16 protein-coding genes are annotated in these 15,842 nt (G+C 68.0%); 12 read left to right on the top strand and 4 right to left on the bottom strand.

Going from position 1 to position 15,842, the window contains the following annotated elements:
• Nucleotides 1–42 precede the first annotated feature (42 nt).
• Nucleotides 43–2,763 (top strand): cation-translocating P-type ATPase, encoded by a 2,721-nt coding sequence (locus tag AC23D4_RS20490; protein ID WP_472887463.1) that lies wholly within the window; start codon nucleotides 43–45, stop codon nucleotides 2,761–2,763.
• A gap of 10 nt (nucleotides 2,764–2,773) precedes the next feature.
• Here AC23D4_RS20490 and AC23D4_RS20495 read toward each other — a convergent pair whose 3' ends face one another.
• A complete protein-coding gene (locus AC23D4_RS20495) occupies nucleotides 2,774–3,694 on the bottom strand; it encodes a LysR family transcriptional regulator (RefSeq protein WP_472887464.1) in 921 nt (306 codons plus the stop codon).
• Between the two features lie 93 nt (nucleotides 3,695–3,787).
• On the opposite strand from AC23D4_RS20495, the gene AC23D4_RS20500 reads away from it, so the two are divergent.
• The 5 genes from AC23D4_RS20500 to fahA all read left to right on the top strand — a co-directional run bounded on the left by AC23D4_RS20500 (nucleotide 3,788) and on the right by fahA (nucleotide 8,965).
• Nucleotides 3,788–4,744 carry a hydroxymethylglutaryl-CoA lyase gene (locus AC23D4_RS20500; RefSeq protein WP_472887465.1) on the top strand — a complete coding sequence of 319 codons (957 nt, stop codon included), beginning with the start codon at nucleotides 3,788–3,790 and terminating at the stop codon, nucleotides 4,742–4,744.
• Nucleotides 4,745–4,778: 34 nt separating this feature from the next.
• On the top strand, nucleotides 4,779–5,942 hold the full coding sequence (locus AC23D4_RS20505) for a CaiB/BaiF CoA transferase family protein (protein ID WP_472887466.1): 1,164 nt from the start codon (nucleotides 4,779–4,781) through the stop codon (nucleotides 5,940–5,942).
• Nucleotides 5,943–5,976: 34 nt separating this feature from the next.
• Nucleotides 5,977–6,966 carry a Bug family tripartite tricarboxylate transporter substrate binding protein gene (locus AC23D4_RS20510; RefSeq protein ID WP_472887467.1) on the top strand — a complete coding sequence of 330 codons (990 nt, stop codon included), beginning with the start codon at nucleotides 5,977–5,979 and terminating at the stop codon, nucleotides 6,964–6,966.
• A 162-nt stretch (nucleotides 6,967–7,128) separates the two neighbouring features.
• Nucleotides 7,129–7,671 (top strand): VOC family protein, encoded by a 543-nt coding sequence (locus AC23D4_RS20515; RefSeq protein ID WP_472887527.1) that lies wholly within the window; start codon nucleotides 7,129–7,131, stop codon nucleotides 7,669–7,671.
• A 13-nt stretch (nucleotides 7,672–7,684) separates the two neighbouring features.
• Complete coding sequence (fahA, locus tag AC23D4_RS20520) at nucleotides 7,685–8,965, top strand: fumarylacetoacetase (protein ID WP_472887468.1); 1,281 nt, start codon at nucleotides 7,685–7,687, stop codon at nucleotides 8,963–8,965.
• 15 nt (nucleotides 8,966–8,980) lie between these two features.
• Here the strand turns inward: fahA and AC23D4_RS20525 are convergent, their stop codons facing one another.
• The gene (locus tag AC23D4_RS20525) at nucleotides 8,981–9,478 is read right to left on the bottom strand and encodes an Lrp/AsnC family transcriptional regulator (protein WP_472887469.1); all 498 of its coding nucleotides are present in this window, start codon (nucleotides 9,476–9,478) and stop codon (nucleotides 8,981–8,983) included.
• Nucleotides 9,479–9,605: 127 nt separating this feature from the next.
• Here AC23D4_RS20525 and AC23D4_RS20530 point away from each other — a divergent pair, with 127 nt between their 5' ends.
• Genes AC23D4_RS20530 through AC23D4_RS20540 form a run of 3 tightly spaced genes read left to right on the top strand, consistent with a single transcriptional unit; the run spans nucleotide 9,606 to nucleotide 11,517 of the window.
• Entirely contained in the window at nucleotides 9,606–9,914 is a 309-nt protein-coding gene (locus tag AC23D4_RS20530) for a 4a-hydroxytetrahydrobiopterin dehydratase (RefSeq protein ID WP_472887470.1), read from the top strand.
• Nucleotides 9,915–9,916: 2 nt separating this feature from the next.
• Nucleotides 9,917–10,816, top strand: a complete 900-nt coding sequence (gene phhA / locus AC23D4_RS20535) for a phenylalanine 4-monooxygenase (RefSeq protein WP_472887471.1) — start codon at nucleotides 9,917–9,919, stop codon at nucleotides 10,814–10,816.
• The gene (locus AC23D4_RS20540) at nucleotides 10,813–11,517 is read left to right on the top strand and encodes an SDR family NAD(P)-dependent oxidoreductase (RefSeq protein WP_472887472.1); all 705 of its coding nucleotides are present in this window, start codon (nucleotides 10,813–10,815) and stop codon (nucleotides 11,515–11,517) included. Before phhA ends, AC23D4_RS20540 begins: the two co-directional genes overlap by 4 nt.
• 9 nt (nucleotides 11,518–11,526) lie before the next feature.
• On the opposite strand, the gene AC23D4_RS20545 is transcribed toward AC23D4_RS20540, so the two are convergent.
• Nucleotides 11,527–12,132 (bottom strand): CDP-alcohol phosphatidyltransferase family protein, encoded by a 606-nt coding sequence (locus AC23D4_RS20545; RefSeq protein WP_472887473.1) that lies wholly within the window; start codon nucleotides 12,130–12,132, stop codon nucleotides 11,527–11,529.
• A 246-nt stretch (nucleotides 12,133–12,378) separates the two neighbouring features.
• Between AC23D4_RS20545 and AC23D4_RS20550 the strand changes: the two genes are divergently transcribed.
• A complete protein-coding gene (locus AC23D4_RS20550) occupies nucleotides 12,379–12,963 on the top strand; it encodes a sigma-70 family RNA polymerase sigma factor (protein WP_472887474.1) in 585 nt (194 codons plus the stop codon).
• On the top strand, nucleotides 12,960–13,169 hold the full coding sequence (locus AC23D4_RS20555; RefSeq protein ID WP_472887475.1) for a zf-HC2 domain-containing protein: 210 nt from the start codon (nucleotides 12,960–12,962) through the stop codon (nucleotides 13,167–13,169). The genes AC23D4_RS20550 and AC23D4_RS20555 overlap by 4 nt, the downstream gene beginning before the upstream one ends.
• A gap of 127 nt (nucleotides 13,170–13,296) precedes the next feature.
• Here AC23D4_RS20555 and ftsY read toward each other — a convergent pair whose 3' ends face one another.
• On the bottom strand, nucleotides 13,297–14,352 hold the full coding sequence (ftsY, locus tag AC23D4_RS20560; RefSeq protein ID WP_472887476.1) for a signal recognition particle-docking protein FtsY: 1,056 nt from the start codon (nucleotides 14,350–14,352) through the stop codon (nucleotides 13,297–13,299).
• Nucleotides 14,353–14,381: 29 nt separating this feature from the next.
• Between ftsY and AC23D4_RS20565 the strand changes: the two genes are divergently transcribed.
• Nucleotides 14,382–15,827, top strand: coding sequence for a M16 family metallopeptidase (locus tag AC23D4_RS20565; protein ID WP_472887477.1), 1,446 nt, complete (start codon nucleotides 14,382–14,384; stop codon nucleotides 15,825–15,827).
• Nucleotides 15,828–15,842: the final 15 nt, after the last annotated feature.

Consider the following 15,842-nt stretch of genomic DNA (forward strand, 5'->3'; position numbering starts at 1 on the left):
CGCCGGTGGCCGGTGTCATGGCGTTCGGGTTATGGTTGTTCCATGCGCCCCGACACCCACCCCCTGCCTCATCCCGCCCATGATGACCCTCAGACACCCTGGCACGCCCAGGCACCAGACCAGGTGCTGCAGGCCCTGGACAGCAGCGCCACGGGGCTGACGCCCGCCGAAGCGGCCGCGCGCCTGCTCACGCACGGTCCCAACCGCCTGGCCGCGGCAGCGCGCCCCAGCTGGCTGTGGCGCCTGGCGGGGCAGTTCCACAACATGCTGATCTACACCCTGCTGGCGGCGGCGCTGGTCACGTTCCTGCTGGACGATCTGGTCGACGCCGCCGTGATCTTCGGCGTGGTCATCATCAACGCCCTGATCGGCTTCATCCAGGAGGGCAAGGCCGAACGCGCGCTCGAAGCCGTGCACGCCATGCTGGCGAGCCACGCCATGGTGCTGCGCGATGGCGACCGCCACGAGATCGACGCGGGCGACCTCGTGCCCGGCGACGTGGTGCTGCTCGAATCGGGCAGCCGCGTACCGGCCGATCTGCGGCTGCTCTCGGTCAAGAACCTGCGCATCGACGAGGCCGCGCTCACCGGTGAATCGGTGCCCACCGACAAAGACCCGGCCGCGGTGGTGGGCGCCGCCCCGCTGGGCGACCGACTGTGCATGGCCTATGCCGGCACGGTGGTCGGCGTGGGGCAGGGCAGCGGCGTGGTGGTGGCCACGGCGGCGCGGACCGAGATGGGCCGCATCGGCAGCATGGTGGGCGGCGTGCCCACGCTGGTGACACCCCTCACCCGGCGGCTCGATCAGTTTGCGCGCCAGATCACCGCGGTGATCGTGGTGGTGAGCGTGATCACCTTCCTGTACGGCTACTACGTGCGGGAGATGCCCGCGCTCGATATCTTTCTGGTCGTGGTCGGTCTGGCCGTGTCGGCCATTCCCGAAGGCCTGCCCGCCATCGTCACCATCACGCTGGCCATCGGCACGGCGGCGATGGCGCAGCACCGCGCGGTGGTGCGGCGCCTGCCCGCGGTCGAGACGCTGGGTTCGGTGAGCGTGGTCTGCACCGACAAGACCGGCACGCTGACCAGGAACGAGATGACCGCGGTGCAGGTGATGCTGGGCGAACACACGCTGAGCGTGAGCGGCACGGGGTATGCGCCCGAAGGCGGTTTTCACCGGGGCGATCAGCCGCTGGACGTGGCCACCCACACCGGCCTGCAAGGCCTGGCGCGCTGCGCCCTGCTGTGCAACGACGCGCAACTGCACCGCGATGAAGCGGGCGGCTGGACCCTGGCCGGCGACCCCACCGAGGGCGCGCTGCTCACACTTGCGCTCAAGGCCGGGCTGAACCTGGCCGAAGCGGGCGAGCGCACGCCGCGCATCGACGTCATTCCCTTCGAGTCCGAACACCGCTACATGGCGACGCTGCACCACGACCACGCGGGCCACTTGTTCGCCCTGATCAAGGGCGCGCCAGAGCGCGTGCTCGGCTTGTGCGTGAAGGACAGCAACGGCCCGCTGGACGATGCGGCCTGGCAGGTGCGCATGGATGGGGCGGCGGCCCAGGGCCAGCGCGTGCTGGCGCTGGCCGAATGCGAGTGGCCCGCCGGCACGCGCGAGCTGGACGTGGCCGACATCACGCCGCGCTTCACCCTGCTCGGGCTGGTGGGGCTGATGGACCCGCCGCGCGACGAGGCGGTGGCGGCGGTGGCCGAATGCCAGCAGGCCGGCATCCGGGTGCTGATGATCACCGGCGACCACGCCGTGACGGCGGCGGCCATCGGCGAGCAGATCGGCCTGAAAGCGGGCCAGCCGCTCAACGGCGTGCAGATCGATCAGCTCGATGACACCGCGCTTGGCGAACGCCTGGCCCGGACCGACGTGGTGGCCCGCGCCAGCCCCGAACACAAGCTGCGCCTGGTGGCCACGCTGCAGGCCCAGGGCCGCCAGGTGGCCATGACCGGCGACGGCGTCAACGACGCGCCTGCGCTCAAGGCCGCCGACATCGGTGTGGCCATGGGCCAGCGCGGCACCGACGCGGCGCGCGAGGCGGCCGACCTCGTGCTGACCGACGACAACTTCGCCACCATCGCCCACGCGGTGCGCGAGGGGCGCACGGTGTTCGACAACATCAAGAAGGCGCTGCTGTTCATCCTGCCCACCAACGGCGGTGAGGCCGGTGTGATCCTGCTGGCCGTGTTTGCGGGCCTGGCCATGCCGGTCACGGCGGGGCAGATCCTGTGGATCAACATGGTCACCAGCGTCACGCTGGCGCTGGCGCTGTCTTTCGAACCCGCCGAGCTGGGCATCATGGAGCGCCCGCCGCGCCCCACGGGCGAACCCCTGATCACCCGGCTGCTCTTCACGCGCATCGTCTTCGTGAGCCTGCTGATGGTGGCGGCATCGTTCAGCGTCTTCAACTGGGAGCTCGCGCGCGGCAACAGCATCGAGGTGGCCCGCACCGCGGTGGTCAACATGCTGGTGTTCGGCGAACTGGTCTACCTGTTCAACGCCCGGTATTTTGTGGCGTCCGCGCTGAGCCGCGACACGCTCACGGGCAATCCGATGGCACTGTGGGCCAGCGTGATCCTGATCGTGTTGCAGCTGCTGATCACCTACGCCCCACCGATGCAGGCGCTGTTCGGCACGGCCGCGCTGGACGGGCCTTCCTGGCTGCTCATCACCGCGCTGGCGGCGGCGGTGTTCCTGGCGGTGGAGGTCGAGAAATGGGTGCTGCGGCGCAAGGGCGTGCAGTTCATGTGAGTCCGGCGGCTCAGGCGGCCAGCGCGTCCGCCTGCGCGGCCTGATCCACCAGGAATTCCAGCAGCCGCCCGGCCGCGGGCGTGAGGTCGCCGTGGCGGCGGTAGCAGATCGCGAACTCGCGGTGGGCCCAGTCGTTCAGCAGCGGGATGATGCGCACCTGCCCGGCCGAGACGTAGATCTCGCTCACCTGCCGCGGCACCACGCTGATGCCCAGGCCCGCAGCCACGACGCGGAAAGCGGCGTCGAAGTTCGACACCACCACGCGGTAGCTCATGTGGCGCCCGGCCTTGGCGGCCGCGCGGCCCAGCATGGTGTGGACCGCTGTGGAAGGTGGCAGGCCCACGTGTTCGTAGGCCAGCGTGTCCTCGAAGTGCAGCGCCTCGTGCTGCGCCAGCGGGTGGTCCAGCGGCACCGCCAGCGTCAGCTCGTCGCGGCGGTAGGGCCGGTGCTCCAGACCACCGAAATCGATGTTGCTCCAGCACACGCCGAGCGACACCACGCCCTCGCGCACCATGCTCACGATGTCCCTGGAGAAGCGCTCTTCGATGTCCACCTTGATGTCCTGGTGCTCGGGCGCGCGCATGAAGGCCGTGAGGTCGTCAAGCAGCGATTCGGCGATCGCCGAGGCGCTGGCCACCACGCGCACCTGGCCCTTGATGCCGCCCTTGAAGGCGGCCATGTCGGCCTCGATGCGGTCCATGGTGAAGAGCACGTTGCGGGCGTGCTCCAGCAGGGCGCGGCCGGCCGGGGTGGGCTCGGCGCCGCGCCGCCCGCGCACCAGCACCTGGATGCCGATCGCGTCTTCCAGCTGTGCGATGCGCTTGCTGATGGCCGAAGGCTCGATGTGTTCCTGCGCCGCGGCGTCTTTCATGTTGCCGTGGTCGCACACGGCCACCAGCAGCCGCAGGGATTTGAGGTCGAGGTCGCGCATGGGGAAAACCCTGTGTTTAAGTTCCAAAATGGAATTTATAGCCTTCCATATGGTCACTTGATGTTGTTTGTGGAAATCATAAACTCCGCTTCCATGAGCAACAAGTCCCTTCATTCCGCATGGCCCGCCCAGGCCGTGATCCGCGAAGTCGGTCTTCGTGATGGTCTGCAGAGCATCCAGACCCGGGTGTCCACCGTGCACAAATGCGAGTGGATCGCCGACGCCTTCGCGGCCGGCCAGCGCGAGATCGAGGTCGGCTCCTTCGTGCCGCCCAGGCTGCTGCCGCAGATGGCCGACACCGCCGAGGTGCTGGCCTTCGCCAGGACCTTGCCGGGCCTGAAAGCCAGCGTGCTGGTGCCCAATCTCAAAGGGGCCGAGCGCGCCATCGAGGGCGGCGCCCACCTGATGATCCTGCCGCTCTCGGCCAGCCACGCGCACAGCCTGGCCAACCTGCGCAAGACGCCCGACGAAGTGGTGAACGAGATGAAGCGCATCCGCGCCGCGCGCGACGCGGCCGGCAGCCCGACCCTGATCGAAGGCGGCGTGGGCACGGCTTTCGGCTGCACGATCCAGGGTGAGGTGAAGACCAGCGAAGTGCTGCGCCTGATGCAGGCCCTGCTCGACGCCGGTGCCGACCGCGTGAGCCTGGCCGACACCGTGGGCTACGCCGACCCGCATTCGGTGCGCGAGCTGTTCGAGCAGGCGATGAAGATCGCTGGGGACCGTTTCTGCTGCGGTCACTTCCACGACACGCGCGGCCTGGCCCTGGCCAATGTGTACGCATCGCTCGAAGTGGGCGTGAGCCGATTCGACGCCTCGCTCGCCGGCATCGGCGGTTGCCCGCACGCGCCCGGTGCCAGCGGCAACGCGGCCAGCGAAGACCTGGCTTTCATGCTGCAGGCATGCGGCGTGAAGACCGGCATCGATATAGAGAAGCTGCTGGCGCTGCGCGCCAAGGTGGTGGGCTGGTTGCCGGGCGAACCCACCCACGGCGCGCTCTGGCGCGCCGGCCTGCCGAAGACGGCGCTGGCCGCCACCGCGGCCCACTGAAGACCTTTTCCTTTCACCGACCTGATCACAAGCCATGCCAACCGAATCCACAGGACTCCCCCTCGAAGGCGTGCGCGTCATCGAGTTCACCCACATGGTCATGGGCCCGACCTGCGGCATGATCCTGGCCGACCTCGGCGCCGAGGTCATCAAGGTCGAGCCGCCCGGCGGCGACAAGACGCGCACCCTGCCGGGCCTGGGCATCGGTTTCTTCCGCAGCTTCAACCGCAACAAGAAGAGCGTGGTGCTCGACATCCAGACCGAAGAGGGTCTGGCCGCGGCGAAGGAACTGATCGGCCAGTGCGATGTGTTGCTGGAGAACTTCCGCCCCGGCCTGATGGACAAGCTGGGCTTGGGGCACGAAGCGCTGCGCGAGTTGTTCCCCCAACTCATCTACGTCTCGCACAAGGGCTTTCTGCCCGGCCCCTACGAGAGCCGCCTGGCGCTGGACGAGGTGGTGCAGAACATGGCTGGCCTGACCTACATGACCGGCCCCGTGGGCCGCCCGCTGCGCGCGGGCAGCTCGGTGAACGACATCATGGGCGGCATGTTCGGCGCCATCGGCGTGCTGGCCGCGCTGCGCGAGCGTGAACGCACGGGCCAGGGCCAGGAGGTCCAGAGTGCACTGTTCGAAAACTGCGTGCTGCTGGCCTCGCAGCACATGCAGCAGTTCCAGATGACGGGCGAGGTGCCGCCGCCGTTCCCCTCGCGCATTTCGGCCTGGAGCGTGTACGACACCTTCACGGTGGCCGGTGGTGAACAGCTGTTCGTCGGTGCGGTGAGCGACAAGCAGTTCGCCACGCTGTGCCAGGTGATTGAGCGGCCCGACCTCGCCAGCGATCCGGCCCTGGCCACCAACGCCCAGCGCGTGGCCGTGCGCCCCGAGCTGCTGCACAAGCTGGGCGAAACCCTGCAACACCAGGACCTGGAAACCCTGTGCGCGAAGCTGCAGGCCGCCGGCCTGCCCTACGCCAAGGTGGTCCGCCCCGACCAGCTGGTGCACGACGAACACCTGATCGCTTCCGGCGGCCTGGTGCCCATGACCACCGAGACCGGTGACACCACACAGGTGGTGCTGCTGCCGCTGCTGATGGGTGGACGCCGCCCGGGCGTGCGCAGTGCGTTGCCCGCCATCGGCGAGCACACCGAAGAAGTGCTTGCCCGCCTCACCAGGGCCCCTGTTCCCGCTGCCGTTTGATCCCCGATTTTTCCACCAGAACCAGGAGACAACCATGACCAAGACCATCACCCAGTCCATCAGCCGCCGCACCCTCATCACCGTGGCCGCCTCGTGCCTTTTTGCCTCGGCGCCGGCCTGGGCGCAGTCCGGCGCGCCGCTGCGCGTGATCCTGCCGGTGGGCGCCGGCTCGGGTGTGGACACCATCGTGCGCGCTGCGCAGAACGCCTTGTCCAAGGCGCTCGGCGGCCAGTCCGTGGTGATCGAAAACCTGCCCGGTGCGGGCGGCATCACCGGCACCTCGGCGCTGGTCAAGGCCGCGCCCGACGGCAACACGGTGGCCTTCATTTCGAACAACCACGCGGTCAACCCCAGCGTGTTCAAGACCCTCCCTTACGACAGCCTCGCCGACATCACGCCCATCAGCGTGGTCGGTGGTTCGCCCTTCGTGCTGGTGGTCAACCCGGCCAAAGTGCCGGTGAAGAACGCCAAGGACATGCAGGCGCTGCTCAAGGCCAAGCCAGGCGCTTTCAACATGGGCTCGTCGGGCAACGGCACCATCATCCACCTGGCAGGCGAGATGTTTGTGGACGCAGCCGGCGTGCAGGTGCAACACATTCCCTACAAGGGCATGGGTCCGATGATGGCCGACATCATCGGGGGACAGGTCGAGTTCGGTGTGGCCGCCGTGGCCGCCGCCCAGGGCCACCTGGCCTCGGGTCGCATGAAGGCCATCGGCGTCATGGGCAAGGAGCGTGTGGCGTCGCTGCCCGACGTGCCGACCCTCGCCGAACAGGGCTTCCCGGACGTCGACGTGGCCGGCTGGTTCGCCATGATCGGCCCCAAGGGCCTGCCAGCTGCGCAGGTGGACCGCCTGCACAAGGCCGTGGTGGCGGCCTTCAACGACCCCGACGTCAAAGCCACCATGGCCAAGCAGGACAACCTCATCAATCCCACCTCGCCGGACGCCGCGGCCAGGTTCCTGAAGTCGGAGCAGGACCGCTATGCGCGCCTGGTGAGCAAAGCCAACATCAAGCTGGATTGACGGACCCACCCCGGCGGCGAGAAACCCTGCTGTCGCAAAGTTTCTGTCAGACCCTGCCGGGGCCGGTATTCTCCGGGTTCATCCAGCGCCAGGCCGAAAGGGATCTTGATCCACCGCAGCGCCTTGCCAACCGAATCCACCGGAGACTGAACCATGAGCACTTTGAAGATCGACCGCATCCACCACGTGGCCTACCGCTGCAGGGACGCCAAGGAAACCGTCGAGTGGTACGTCAAGCATCTGAACATGGACTTCGTGCTGGCCATCGCCGAAGACCAGGTCCCGTCCACCAAAGCGCCCGACCCCTACATGCACGTGTTCCTGGACGCGGGGCAGGGCAATGTGCTGGCTTTCTTCGAGCTCCCCAATGCGCCTGAAATGGGGCGCGACACCAACACGCCGGACTGGGTGCAGCACATCGCTTTCAAGATCGGCAGCCTGGAGATGCTCGAAGCCACCCAGGCACGGCTGCAGGCCGCGGGCATCGAGGTGCTGGGGCCGACCGACCACACCATCTTCAAGAGCATCTACTTCTTCGATCCCAACGGCCACCGGCTGGAGCTGTGTGCCGACGTGGGCACGCCGCGCATGCACAAGGACCTCGACGAAGTGAAGTGGGACATGCTCAACGAATGGGCGCAGACCAAGCGCGCACCCAAGCACGCCGCCTGGATGCACGACCGGGAATTCAAGGCCCTGGACTGAGGCGGGCCAAGCCATGACCACCATCGATCACACCCACAACCCGACCTTGCGCAGCTGGGTCGAATCCGCCAACGATCCCGCGAGCGACTTCCCCATCCAGAACCTGCCCTTCGGCCGCTTCAAGCCGGAGGGCGACCCCGGGTGGCACATCGGCGTGGCCATCGGCGACCAGGTGCTGGACCTGCGGGCCACCGACCTCATCGACTTCAGCGACATGAACCGCTTGCTCCAGCTCAAGCCCGAGGCCCGGCGCGAACTGCGCGCGCAGATCAGCGCCGGTCTGGCTGCCGGCAGCCCGCAGCAAGACCGATGGTCGCGGCACCTGCATGCGCAGGGCGCCGTGGAGCTGGGCCTGCCCTGCGAGATCCGCGACTACACCGACTTCTATGTGGGCATCCACCACGCCACGGCGGTGGGCAAGCTGTTCCGGCCCGACAACCCGCTGCTGCCCAACTACAAGTGGGTGCCCATCGGCTACCACGGCCGCGCCTCCACCATCCAGCCCAGCGGGCAGGGCTTTCACCGCCCGCTCGGGCAGATCAAGGGCCCCGACGCCGACGCGCCCATGCTCGCCCCGACCAGGCGGCTGGACCTGGAGCTGGAGCTCGGCTACGTGATCGGTCGGCCCAACACCATGGGCCACGCCATCCCGCTGGCCGCGGCCGAAGACCATGTGTTCGGCGTGACCCTGTTCAACGACTGGAGCGCGCGCGACTTCCAGGCCTGGGAGTACCAGCCGCTCGGCCCTTTCCTGTCAAAGAACTTCGCCAGCACGCTCTCGCCCTGGATGGTGACCCTCGAAGCGCTGGCGCCGTTCCGCCAGGCCCTGCAGCGGCCCGCGGGCGATCCGGCGCCGCTGCCGTATCTGCAGGCCGAGGCCAGTCAGAGCGCCGGTGCGTTCGACATCGATCTCGACGTGCTGCTGCAGACGGCGCGCATGCGCGCCGAAGGCCACGCCCCCGAAGTCATCAGCCGCTCCAACGCCGCGCACGCCGCCTACTGGTCGTTGGCCCAGCTCGTGACCCACCACACGGTCAACGGCTGCGCGCTTTCGGCGGGCGATCTGTTCGGCTCGGGCACGCTCTCCGGCCCGAAGCCCGAGCAGGCCGGCTCGTTGCTCGAACTCACGGTGGGCGGCAAGCAGGCCATCACCCTGGGCAACGGCGAACGCCGCACCTTCCTCGAAGACGGCGACAGCATCACCCTGCGCGGCCGCTGCACGCGCAACGGGTTTCAGAGCATTGGCTTTGGTGATTGCACGGCCACCGTGCTGCCGCCGCTCGGGGCCATCTGATCCGGGGCAGCGAACTCAATCCAGCGGCAGCGCGCTGGTGCACTTGAGCTCGTTCAGGCAGATGCTGGAGCGAACGCCGCTCACGCCCGACAGCTGCGCCAGCGTGCCGAGCAAAAAGTCCGACAGGCCCTTGAGGTCGCGCGCGACGATCTTGCAGACGTAGTCGAAATCGCCCGTCACGGCGTAACACTCCAGCACCTCGGGCATCTTGCCCACGGTGCGCTGGAACTTCAGCACCTCCTTGTGCTGGCCACGCTCCATCGACACGTGCACGAAGGCGGTCACACCCAGGCCGAGCCGGTGCGCGTCCAGCCGCGCCTCGTAACGCTGGATGTAACCCGCCTCCTCCAGCCGCCTGTGGCGCCGGTTGCTCTGCGCCGGAGAAAGGTGCACCGTGTGGGCGAGTTCCTGGTTGCTGATGCGCCCGTTGGCCTGCAGGGCCGACAGGATGCGGCGATCCAGCCGGTCGAGTAACGAGGGGTGCAAGGAATCTTCGCTCATGTCGGTGTTCATGAAAGGGTTTCTTCAAAAGGCGCCGGTCGGGCGGTGAATACGAGAGCAAATTGTCTGCGATGCGGCGCAAACTGCACAGCCGGTCACAGCCCACAGGCTGGAGGCCCAACAACGAAGGAGACATTTCATGACCCCCCTGGATGAACAGAACACCCGCGAACTGATGGCCAGCCTGCCCGGGTGGACGGTGAACCGTGAGGGCGGCGCGATCCGGCGCACGTTCCACTTCGCCGACTTCCCGCAGGCCTTCGGCTTCATGGCGCAGATGGCCATCGTCTCGGAAAAGATGGACCACCATCCCGAGTGGTTCAACGTCTACAACCGCGTCGAGGTCACGCTGACCACGCACGACGCGGGCGGTCTGTCCACGCGCGACATCGCCTGGGCCACGCGCGCCGACGCTGCCTACACCCCGGTGGCCCCCCTCGCGGAGTGACCATGGCAACCACCGTACCCGAACCCACCAAACACGGCCTGGCCGCCGGAGCCGCCGCACAGCCCGAGAGCGCCGACTGGACCATCTCACAAGGCTGGGAGCACTACACCGCTGCCGACCACGCCACCTGGAGGACGCTGTTTCAACGCCAGACGAAGCTGCTGCCCGGGCGCGCCTGTGACGAGTTCGTGCAGGGCATGCGCGACCTGCCCATCGGCGCCGATGAAATTCCCGATTTCCGACGCCTGAGCGAGGTGCTGATGCCGCGCACCGGCTGGCAGGTGGTAGCGGTGCCCGGGCTGGTGCCCGACGAGGTGTTTTTCGACCACCTGGCGAACCGCCGCTTCCCGGCGGGCAACTTCATCCGTCGGCCGCACGAACTGGACTACCTCGAAGAGCCCGACGTGTTCCACGACGTGTTCGGCCACGTGCCCATGCTGATGAACCCGGCCATCGCCGACTTCATCCAGGCCTATGGCCAGGGCGGCCTGCGCGCGCAGCAGCTCGGCAAGCTCGCGCAGCTGGCGCGTGTCTATTGGTACACCGTGGAGTTCGGCCTGCTGCAGCAGGGCGATGGCCTGCGGCTCTACGGTTCGGGCATCGCCTCGTCCTACACCGAATCGCAGTTTTGTCTGGACAGCCCCTCGCCCAACCGCATACGCTTCGACCTTGAACGCGTGATGCGCACGAACTACCGCATCGACGATTTCCAGGAGAGCTATTTCGTGATCCGTGACCTCGACGAACTGCTGGAGTTCACCCGCATCGACTTCGCGCCGCTGTACGATCACGCCGCACGGGCCTCCGAGCTGCAGCCCGGCGACGTGCTGCCCACCGACCAGGTGTTCAGCCGCGGCGACGGCAGTTACCACCGCGCCCGGCGCTCAGGAGGAACCCCATGAACCCGAAGGCCCGAACCGTTCTCATCACCGGCGCAGCCGGCAACCTCGGGCAGGCCGTGGCCCGCGCCTTTGCGGCCCGCGGTGACCACCTGGTGCTGCTGGATCGCAACGGCGAGGCCCTGCGGCGCGTGTACGGGCCGGACACCGAAGTGCTGAGCTGCACGGAGCTCGACCTGCTCGACGCCGCCCAGGTGGAGCTGGCGGTGGCCCATGCCGCCACCTGCTTTGGCGGCGTGCACGTGTTGTGCCACCTGGCGGGTGGCTTCCGCATGGGCGATGCCGTGCACAACACCAGCGCGCAGACACTGGACTTCCTGCTCGACCTCAATGTGCGCGCCCTGATGCCCATCGCGGCCAGCGTGGTGCCGCGCATGGTGGCGGGCGGCGGCGGCCGCATCGTCACCGTCGGTGCCCTGGGCGCGTTGAAGGGCGGTGCTCAGATGGGGGCTTATGCGGCGTCCAAGAGCGCGCTGATGCGCCTGACCGAGTCCATGTCGGCCGAGCTCAAGGGGCAGGGCATCAACGTCAACTGCGTGATGCCTTCGATCATCGACACACCCGAGAACCGCGCCGCCATGCCCGATGCCGACCCCTCGCAATGGGTGGCGCCGGAGGCGCTGGCCGACGTGATGCTGTTCCTGGCCTCCGACGCGGCACGCGCGATCCATGGCGCGTGCATCCCGGTGTCTGGTCTGAGTTGAGGCGCAGGCTCAGCGAAACCGCTGCCAGCCCAAGCCAATGCGCAGCGCGATGGTGATGGCGCACAGCGCGGCAAAGCCATAAGCGATGAACGCGAAGTGGCCGGGCCACAGGCACATGGCGGCAAACGCGGCGATGGTTTCGGTGGCTTCGGTCAGGCCGCCCAGAAAATAGAAGCTCTTGTCCGGGAAGGCGACGGACTGCAGCCGCCGCTTCTCAGCCACGATGGCGAAGGCCAGGAAGCTGCTGCCGGTGCCGATGAAGGCCGCGAGCAACACCGCGGCGGGCAGGGCGTTCGCGGCCGGATCCGCGATGGCGAAGGCCAGCGGGATGGCGGCGTAGAACAGAAAATCGAGCGTGATGTCGAGGAACCCGCCGCGGTCGGTGGGCCGGGTGGCGCGGGCGACGGCGCCGTCCAGGCCGTCCATCAGGCGCGACAGCATCAGCAGGGCCAGGCCCGGCAGGAAATGCTGGAACGCAATGGCCGTTGCGGCCGCCATGCCGATGGCAAAGCCCGCGAAGCTGATCGCGTCGGCACCCACACCCAGGCGCACGAGGGTGCGCGCGGCCCGCGTCATGAGCGGGCGCAACGCCTGCTGGATGGCCTTATCCAGCATCGGGCATGGCCGCCGTGGGCGCCGCTCGGCTTCGCACGCCGTTGAACAGCGCGGCAAAGCGAAGCTGGCGCGGCAGGCTGCAGAGCGGCAGGGAGGCGGCGTGCATGGCGCGGTCGTCGGGCGGAAGGGTGTCGTGGGGGTGGGTGCCGAGGGGGATGTTAACCAGTGACCTCGGGTTTCTCCGGTGGGCACCCGTTGGTCGACCGGCTGCTCCACTCCTTACACTGGCGGCCAACCCACACCACCATGCCATCCCACCCCTCCACCGACTTCGAGCAGCAACTGGTCGAGCAGCGCAGCTACCTGATGCGCTTCGCGCGCCTGCAGTTGCGCAACGACGCCTGGGCCGAGGACGCGGTGTCGGAGACCCTGCTGGCTGCGCTGGCCAAGCCGCAGGCCTTCGAGGCCCGCTCCCAGCTCAAGACCTGGCTGATCGGCATCCTCAAACACAAGATCATCGACTCGATGCGACAGCGCCAGCGCGAGGTGACGTTCGACAGCGGCTCGGACGACGACAACGCCGATCCGCTGGAATTCATGGCCTTCAGGGCCGATGGCCATTTCGCCGAGAAGCCGGCCGACTGGGGCAACCCGGAGCAGGACCTGAAAAGTCGCCAGTTCTTTGCCATCCTGGAGGCCTGCACCGACCAGCTGCCAGCGGTGCAGGGCCGTTTGTTCCTGATGCGCGAGTGGCTGGAGATGTCGAGTGAGGAGATCTGTAAGGAACTGGCGCTGACGCCGACCAACCTCTACGTCCAGCTGCACCGTGCCCGCCTTCGCCTGCGCGAGTGCCTGGACCTCAACTGGTTTTCACAAGCCCCGACACGATGACAGCCACCTACCCGTTTCGCCGCACCTGCAAGGAAGTGTCCGCGCTGCTGATCGCGCGCGAGGACCGGGCGCTGCCCCTGCGCGAACGGCTGGCCCTGCGCCTGCACATGGCCATGTGCCAGGCCTGCCCGCGCTTCGAACGGCAGGTGCTGACCCTGCGCAACGCCATGAAGCAGTGGCGCAACTACAGCGAAGCCGGGGAGTAGGTCGGTTCAGCGGTCCGGCGCCGGGCCGCCCCAAGCCGGATCAGCCCCCGGACGCGGGATGCACCGGGTCCCCTCCCGATGCTGGGGCAGCGACCCGCGCAGCGGCGGAGCGCGGGGACCACACCGTTCAGTTCAGCAGCGCCTGAGCGAACTCTTTCGCGTCGAAGGTTTCCAGGTCTTCCAGCTTTTCACCGACGCCAATGAAATAGATCGGCACCGGCTTTTCGCGCGCAATGGCGCAAATGACGCCGCCCTTGGCCGTGCCGTCGAGCTTGGTGATCACCAGGCCGGTGAGGCCCAGCGCTTCGTCGAACGCCTTCACCTGCGTCAGCGCGTTCTGCCCGGTGTTGCCGTCGATCACCAGCAGCACCTCGTGCGGAGCCGTGGCGTCGGCCTTCTGCACCACGCGCTTGATCTTTTTGAGCTCTTCCATCAGGTGCAGCTGGGTCGGCAGGCGGCCGGCGGTGTCCACCAGCACCACGTCCCTGCCGCGCGCCCGGCCCGCGCTCACGGCGTCAAAGCTCACGGCAGCGGGGTCGCCACCTTCCTGCGTGATGATCTCCACCGTGTTGCGGTCGGCCCAGACGGCGAGTTGCTCGCGCGCCGCGGCGCGGAAGGTGTCCGCCGCGGCCAGCAGCACGGTGGCGCCTTCGTTGGCCAGGTGGCGCGTGAGCTTGCCGATGGAGGTGGTCTTGCCCGCGCCATTGACGCCCGCAACCATGATCACCGTGGGCTTGTGCTCGCCGATCACCAGCCGCTTCTGCAGCGGCGCCAGCAGTTCGGCAATGGACTCGGCCAGCAGGCCCTTGACGGCGGCGGGGTCGGTGGTCTTGTTGTCCTTGACTCGCTTTTTCAAGTCGGCCAGCAGGTGCTCGGTGGCCTTGACGCCGGTGTCGGCCATCAGCAGCGCGGTTTCCAGCTCTTCGTAGAGCGCATCGTCGATCTGCGTGCCGGTGAACACCGTGGCGATGCTCGAACCGGTCTTGCGCAGACCGGCCTTGAGCTTGTCGAGCCAGCCCTTGCGGGGCTCAGCCACGGGTGGTGCAACCGGCACCGGTGCCGCGATCACCAGGGCGGGTGCCTGCGGGGCAACCGGTGCGGCGCTGGGGATGGGCGCCGGAGCAGCGGGAGCGGGCGCGGGTTCGGGAGGGGTGGGGGGCTTTTTTCGGAAGAACGAGAACATTTGGGAATCTCTTGTATCTTCACCATTCTATGAAACGCAGCTTTCACTCTCTCTGGGGCCGTGCTCTGGTCCTGCTGGCGCTGGCCGGTTCTGTGGGATGGGCCGGTGCCGCCACCACGTCCAGCGCCATTTCCGCCGAAACCCGGGCGCAGCAGTTCACGCTTTCCAACGGCATGGCGCTGATCGTCAAACCCGACCGGCGCGCGCCCACGGTGGCCCACATGCTCTGGGTGCGTGTGGGCGCCATGGACGAGGTGGACGGCACCAGCGGCGTGGCGCATGCGCTGGAGCACATGATGTTCAAGGGCACGCCCGACATGAAGCCCGGCGAGTTTTCGCGCCGCGTGGCGGCCCTGGGCGGGCGCGAAAACGCCTTCACCAGCCGCGATGCCACCGCCTACCACCAGCAGGTGCCCGCCAGCCGGCTGGAGGCCATGATGGAACTGGAGGCCGACCGTTTTGCCCGCAACCAGTGGGCCGACGACGAGTTCGTTCGCGAGATCGAGGTCATCAAGGAAGAGCGCCGTCAACGCACCGAAGAGTCGCCGCGCGCCCGCATGTTCGAAGCGCTCAGCGCCATGGTGTTCCAGGCCAGCCCGTACCGCCGGCCCGTGGTCGGCTGGATGAGCGATCTGGAGGCCATGACGCCGCAAGACGTGCGCGATTTCTACCAGCGCTGGTACACGCCGTCGAACGCGGCTCTGGTGATCGCCGGCGATGTGGACGCGCTTCAGGTGCATGCGATGGCCGAGCGCATCTACGGCCGCATACCGGCGCGCGCGGTACCGCCGCGCAAGCCACGCGAAGAGCCCCCGCAGGCCGGGCCTCGGCGGCTGGACTACCGCGCTGCCGCGGACCAGGCGATGGTGGCGCTGAGCTTCAAGGTGCCGCGCTGGAGCGGTGGTGAGGATGCCGCCAGCCAGGACGCGCTGGCGCTGACCGTGCTCTCGGCCGTGCTCGATGGCTACAGCGGCGCCCGCCTGGAGCGCTCGCTGGTGCAGGGCACGGGCAGCGGCGGCCAGCGCATCGCCGACAGCGCCAGCGCTTCGTATGGCCTGATGGGGCGCGGTCCGCAGTTGTTCATGCTGATCGCCGTGCCGGCCCAGGGGGTGTCCACGGACACCGCCGCAACCGCACTCCGGACCGAGGTGAGCCGCATCGCCCGTGAAGGCATCAGCGAGGCCGAGCTGCAGCGCGTCAAGACGCAATGGATGGCCGGCGAGATCTACAAGCTCGACTCGGTGTTCAACCAGGCGCAGGAGCTGGGCAGCTACTGGGTTCAAGGGATGGACGTGGACACCGGCGAGCGCCTCATGAGCCGCTTGCGCCAGGTATCGGCGGCCCAGGTGCAGGCGGTGGCCAAGCGCTATTTCAGCGACGAGCAGCTCAGCACCGCGGTGCTGGTGCCCGATCCCTCGCGCCGAGAGGCCGCGGAGCAAAGAACCACGCCCCGACCCGCGCTCTCGCGTCATTGAGCCGTTCCACCTGAT

Source organism: Hydrogenophaga sp. L76 (assembly GCF_057654755.1).